General features: G+C 31.2%; 6 protein-coding genes. All 6 read right to left on the minus strand.

Annotated features, from left to right (window positions below):
- Positions 1–227 precede the first annotated feature (227 nt).
- The 6 genes from QME58_01030 to QME58_01055 all read right to left on the minus strand — a co-directional run bounded on the left by QME58_01030 (position 228) and on the right by QME58_01055 (position 5679).
- Positions 228–839, minus strand: coding sequence for a hypothetical protein (locus QME58_01030; GenBank protein MDI6802413.1), 612 nt, complete (start codon positions 837–839; stop codon positions 228–230).
- A gap of 225 nt (positions 840–1064) precedes the next feature.
- Positions 1065–1718 (minus strand): hypothetical protein, encoded by a 654-nt coding sequence (locus QME58_01035; GenBank protein MDI6802414.1) that lies wholly within the window; start codon positions 1716–1718, stop codon positions 1065–1067.
- Positions 1719–1945: 227 nt separating this feature from the next.
- Positions 1946–2872, minus strand: a complete 927-nt coding sequence (locus tag QME58_01040) for a CfrBI family restriction endonuclease (GenBank protein ID MDI6802415.1) — start codon at positions 2870–2872, stop codon at positions 1946–1948.
- A complete protein-coding gene (locus QME58_01045; protein ID MDI6802416.1) occupies positions 2869–4254 on the minus strand; it encodes a DNA methyltransferase in 1386 nt (461 codons plus the stop codon). The genes QME58_01040 and QME58_01045 overlap by 4 nt, the downstream gene beginning before the upstream one ends.
- A gap of 272 nt (positions 4255–4526) precedes the next feature.
- Positions 4527–4919, minus strand: a complete 393-nt coding sequence (locus QME58_01050; GenBank protein ID MDI6802417.1) for a hypothetical protein — start codon at positions 4917–4919, stop codon at positions 4527–4529.
- Between the two features lie 214 nt (positions 4920–5133).
- Positions 5134–5679, minus strand: coding sequence for a hypothetical protein (locus QME58_01055; GenBank protein ID MDI6802418.1), 546 nt, complete (start codon positions 5677–5679; stop codon positions 5134–5136).
- Between the last annotated feature and the right edge of the window lie 321 nt (positions 5680–6000).

Here is a 6000-nt window from a genome sequence, read left to right on the forward strand (position 1 = left end):
TTATTTTTTTGAAATAGTATTGCTTAACCTTTAGTATAACTTAGCAACATAACGGCATTGTACCTAAGCAGAAGCCCAGCACAACAATTATACTTTTTTAGATGACTGTTTAATTAGAAAAAACTTTCATTTACAAACTACACTAAACAACAAAGCCGGTACGGAACAATAAACTTTTAAATTGCACAAATACCAAATGCGAAAACGCTTTCGGCTTGAGGCACTTGTTATACCTTACTGCCATTAGCTTTTGCATAAATTGAAGCCATCTGCTTGTAATCATAATTTGATTTATGCTCATTAACATACTTCTGTCTCCAACTTTGAAAGTCGGTGTATTCACCATAACTTTTGGGTCGTAATATTTCTATAACTTCTTTGGTCATCTCTTTAATTTTCTTAAAAATATTTTCTTCTAGTTCCTCTTTGCATATATCACAAAATACCTTCTCGAAAAAATGATTGAGTAATTCTTTTTTAGTTGGTCCATAACTGTTGGTTGAATCTGTTTCAATTCTAACTTCCATCAATCGATTTACTCTATAACTTTTAGCATTGTTAAGAAAGGACAACATTTTATTCAATTTATCAATTTTTCTTTTTCTATGATTAAGTGCCCCAGTCGCTTTACTAAACCATTCCGGATCTGACCTCTCTTGACCTAATTGATAACGTGCTTTTGCAGCATTGAGTTGATTTTCAATTACAGTCTTTTCATCAAGAATGAAATTCATTTTGTCTGTCAATGTAGCTCTAATCATCTCCAAGTCACATTCAGGGTTTATTAAAAACTCTCGAAATTCTTGAAGACTGAGACTTGCCAAATCTTGGTCTTTCATTTTTATCTCACAATTTTATGTAAGGTATAACGGCGTTGTGGCTAAGGCGCAGCCCAGAACTACAATGCCGAACTTATTAATAAATTTTTTAATTACAAAAATCTTTTATAGCAAAACTACCTTGAACAAGAAACTTGAAACGGAACGACTAACACGAAAATTTCTAAAAAGCCAAATGCGAATACGCTGTCGCCTTGAGCCACTTGTTATACCGTTTTTTAATTTTTATGGTTCTTTTGTGCCGATAACAAAACCATACATATCCATTATTTTTGCTTTTGTATAATTAAATCTCGGTGTCGAGTTTATAAAATCTTTTGTAAATATTTGACTTGAAAGATTATTAATTTCTTTTTGATTCACTTCATAAAAGTTCTTGATAACTTCCAATGAGTTTTTATTGAAGGATGTAAATTTTGATAGCTGTGGATTAATCTTTTTAAAACATTTACAAAAATATTCATCAAATGCTGGAACTATACCAAAAACACCGAGCATTATTTTTGTAATAAGAACGATAGCACGATTGTTATCTTCAATTACCTTTTCGCAAATGCCCTTATACAAATTGTTAATTGTTTCATACTTTTCCACATATTCCGATGGCTGTATTTCCCAAATTGTTCTTTCAAGTGTTGCAATATATTTGATTAATTCTTCGAAATGCTTATAACTTTTTTGTAGTAAGAAACTCGAACCTCTCATCATTCCCCAACTTGCCAAATAAAATCCTAAAATAGCGCAAGATTTTTCCATATCGTTTAGAATATTATTCCCATTGTTCCCTCTAAAGTAATTGTAACAATAATCAAAAGATGAATAACGATGGTCTTCAAATGATATTGTTCTAAATTCATTTACTGCTTCTGTGATTGTCATTTTTATTTTTGTATTTGTTTTAAGTAAACTATGATTATGTAAACGGTATAACGGCTTTGTGCCTAAGCTGCTGCCAAAAACAGCAATGCAGTTTAGAAGAACAAAGCCAATAATTTTTGAAAACTTTAATTAACTAAAAAACTATGAATAAGAAACAAAACACGGAACGACAAACCCAAGAAACCAAAATTGCTGAATGCGAAAAGGCAGTCAGCTTGAGGCACGGGTTAGCTTGCGTTTTGGAACACTTCATTAAAAATATCATTCAAAGATTCTTCTGTATAATCTCCATCTTTATTAAACGGGATATTTAAACTTTCAAGAACAGTTTTAAATCTTTTGTAACCATTTTCACTTCTAAGTTCTACCCAATTAACATTTAGACTGTTTAATTGATTTTTATTAGTTTCTGAAAGTTTATCTGCAACAAAAACTTCGCTAGCTCTTGCTATAACTGCATCAGCACTTTCGGGATTACCTATTCCCATTAACTTTACTTCACATTTATAATTTTTAGAATCGTCAACTAAGTAAAAATCAATTTCTCTTTTAAAGTCAAATTCTACTTTTTTCTTTTTACTTTTAAGCTTAAGGAGGTAATTTGACTGGGATACACCATATAACTTGCATAAAGTTTGCATTAAAGGTTTTTCTACACGTTTACCGGCTGTACTCCAATAGCCACCTCGCAAGGCTGCACGTTTGACTGCAAGTGTATTTATAACAATCAGACTTTCTCCAATATTAAGCTCTACGCTGACAGCTTTAATTTTAATTGTAAGTTTCAAATTAAATTCGTTTTCACTATCTACTAAACTTTTAATTGCTTCATACAGTTGTTCGTAATGTTGATAAGATGCGTCAATTACAATCTCCCTAGTTTCGGAATTATACATATTCTTGATCGTTTTTTGGTTTAAACCAGAATGTATAGCTATTTCTTCTTTTGGTAAACTTTTCGATAAGAATTCTTTTTTATACCAATCAATATTAATGTCTTTATTATTAAGTTTTGCCTCAACTATTTTTTTAAAGAAATCGATTGCGTATTGCAAAAAATCAGCATTAATAAGTGCTACTATTTCAATACGATAATCTTCACCTTTTAAAAGTTTTTTAATGATGTTTTTGGCAACTTGTTCTGTAAGCGTCATTTGTTTTCCTTAATTATTTTGGAAAATTCATTAAATGAATAATATTTATTTGGGAAGTCAAAATTAAATAAAACATTTTGACCTATGTTTTCTTTTATCCGTTCGAAATATTTTTTTGATATTTCAGTTGTGAAAAAGAAACGGTTAAGTGACTGAGCAGCTTTGCTAAAAGTACCACTACCTCCAAATGGGTCAAATACTAGGTCGTTTTTAAATGAATAATATTTTAAAACTCTAAGACAAAGTTCCATTGGAAAAACTGCTGTATGAGTTTTATCAAATGTTGGGTCAATATTCCAAGTATTTATTTGGTCAACTTCTCCAAGAACTTTACTTTCTTGAACAGTCTTGTAATCATATTGCCTAATATTCCAATCAATTAACTTGTGTGTTTTTTTTCGATATACCATTAGGTATTCTGTTACAGCCGTCGGTTTATATGCTAAAGGTTTCCTATGTTGGCGAAAACTAGAATTACGATCTTTCGCACTGAATTCTGGCTTTACCCATACAATATCATCAATAAATTCCCATCCCATTTCAATTAGAAAGGGATGAATATCAAATGGTATTGGGTATCTTTTGCTCGAATGTTGCCGACTTACACGTGGAATAATTATTGGCGAAGTATTTAAAATGAAAAATCTTCCTTCTTTAGTTATGCGATGGATTTCTTTAAAAACATCTCGTAAAAATTCTAAATATTCATCATAGCTTTGATAAATTGAATAATCCCTTGCATTATAGTAAGGTGGCGACGTGAAAGTAAGATGAATTGATTCATCAGAAATAGTTTTTAATACTTCGAGAACATCACCATTTACAACAACATTTTTGAGATAATCAGGGGATTTACAATGATCACCATTGTATTCAGATTTAAATTTGTCAAAAAATTCTTTTTCAATCACATTATGAATCACTTCATTTGGGTGATTGACTAATTTTTTTAATTCAGAAATAACTTGTTCATCATTATTAAAAACTAGCAGACCTCTAATCGCTTGCAATACGATTTTAGGATCTGAATCTTTTAGTCTCCTAATTAGGATTGGGATTGCATTTTTATTTCTCATTCTGCCAATTGAAGAAATAGCCTCTCTCCGTACCATAGTACTTTCATCAGATGCTGAGATGTTTTCCAATTGACTTAAATATTTTTCATCACATAATTTGCCAATATTTTTGACAGCTAATAATCTTATCTTTTCAATTGGATGCTTGCAAAGAGGAATAAAATATTTGCCATCAAAATTATCTGGTAATCTTCCCAATTTATCTAATGTAAAAAAAAGTGTCTTGGTATCATTAGTAGGGTTCAAATATTTACCAAGTTCACCATTGTTACCGTTTTTTAATTCAGTTACTTCATTTTTTGTCACAGTATTTTCCTCAAATAATAAATTTTCATCATAAATTTAACCAAATATTATACGGAATGTACATCAATCTAAGAAGCAAGCTAACGGCCTTGCAACTAACCCGCCGCCCAGAGCAGACGGCTTATGAGAAAGTACAAAGCCAATGATTTAAAAATAATTTTCATAGTGTAATAAACTTGTCTAAGAAATTTTTGAAAGCTACCCAACCCAAGAAATTGAAAAAGCCCACGAGAAAAGAAGCGGTCGGGTTGAGTTGCTTGTTATATGGGTTTTTAAATTTGAACAAACTTTAATTGATCCTTAGTTACTGAAATAATTTTAAGTTCTCTTATGGCTTGTTGCGTAGAATCAAAAATGACTAATAACTTGTTATCTTCATTAAATGTCCAAGTTCCATTTTCAAAATAATGAGCGTCGTTTGGAGCTAAAACTAAATATTCGCATTCGCCACTATCAGCAAAAGAATATACTTGTCTGTATCGGGACGGGGGAAACACTTTATAATTTACAGGCCGATATATTTGGATTGAATCGGTTTCTTCTTCTCGAGAATGTATCCACTTCTTCTTCAATTCACTGATATCAATTTCGTCAGAATTTAGAATCTGATCAGAATTACATCCTATTAAAACTAATGTATAAAAAAAGAAAAATATTTTTTTCATTTTATTACCCATATAACGGCGTTGTGGCTAAGGCGCAGCCCAAAACTACAATGCTGAACTTGTTAATTAAATTTATAATTAGAACAAAACTTTCTTTTACAAACTACGCTTAACAACAAAGCTGAAACGGAACGACTAACACTAAAATTTGTAAAATGCCGAATGCGAAAACGCTGTCGCCTTGAGCCACTGGTTATACAAACGTTAAAATAAATTAAACTTCTGTCCATAATATTCTATCGATTATCTGGCATATTGGTAAATTTTCTTCTAATGTTTTCATTGGACCATTTATCAATTCCCACTTGTTTTGTTCTGAGGCGATATACCTCAATGCCTCAAATAAAAAGTCAAAAGGCCATACACCAGAATTAAATTTTATCAAAGCATTTGCATCGTTAATTTTTCGTAATACTCTTGAATCGAAGCCAACGCTAATCCCCAGTGTCATTAATATTGTTTTCGAAATAGTCATTATACTTGCTGGTATATGGTTCTGAAGTATTGAGCCTTGGAAATAACTGTAGATAATAGATATTCTTTCTTTATGGAAAAGAAGAATATTAGATAGAGTCTTTTCTGAAACACTTAGTCTAAACAAATCGTAGAATGTATTTCTTAAGAAATCATTTGCAAATAATTCTATAAGAAATCTTTCATTTCTAATACCGCCTTGATTCCGAAATGCGCCCCAATGACCTAGGGTAGTAGTTAATTGCGATTGAAGATCTTCAATGTTATCTTCATTCAATATTTTCAATCGTATCTGCGATAAAATTATTGCTTCATCGTTGGGGAAATTTTGAATCCGCTGTAAACACTCTTCATAATTTGGAAACAAACACATTTTACTTCTCTCTGTTGTTTGTATAACGACGTTGTTTTTAAGCCGCCGCCCAAAAAGCAATGCAGCATTGAAAACCAATGCCAATAATTTTTAATTAGCTTTTTTTTATAACCTACTTCAAAGAGCAACTTACATTTACAGCCTAACTTTATAATTACACAAACGCCGAACAGTTTAAAGCGGTCGGCTTGAAGAACGGGTTATACGGTTTTGCGTTATTGAAATCTATGCCAT

The organism is Bacteroidota bacterium (assembly GCA_030017895.1).
Classification (GTDB): Bacteria; Bacteroidota; Ignavibacteria; order UBA10030; family BY39; genus JASEGV01.

Coding starts and splice junctions, on each gene's coding strand:
- QME58_01030 (MDI6802413.1), bottom strand. CDS start 839: ATGAAAGACCAAGATTTGGCAAGTCTCAGTCTTCAAGAATTTCGAGAG.
- QME58_01035 (MDI6802414.1), bottom strand. CDS start 1,718: ATGACAATCACAGAAGCAGTAAATGAATTTAGAACAATATCATTTGAA.
- QME58_01040 (MDI6802415.1), bottom strand. CDS start 2,872: ATGACGCTTACAGAACAAGTTGCCAAAAACATCATTAAAAAACTTTTA.
- QME58_01050 (MDI6802417.1), bottom strand. CDS start 4,919: ATGAAAAAAATATTTTTCTTTTTTTATACATTAGTTTTAATAGGATGT.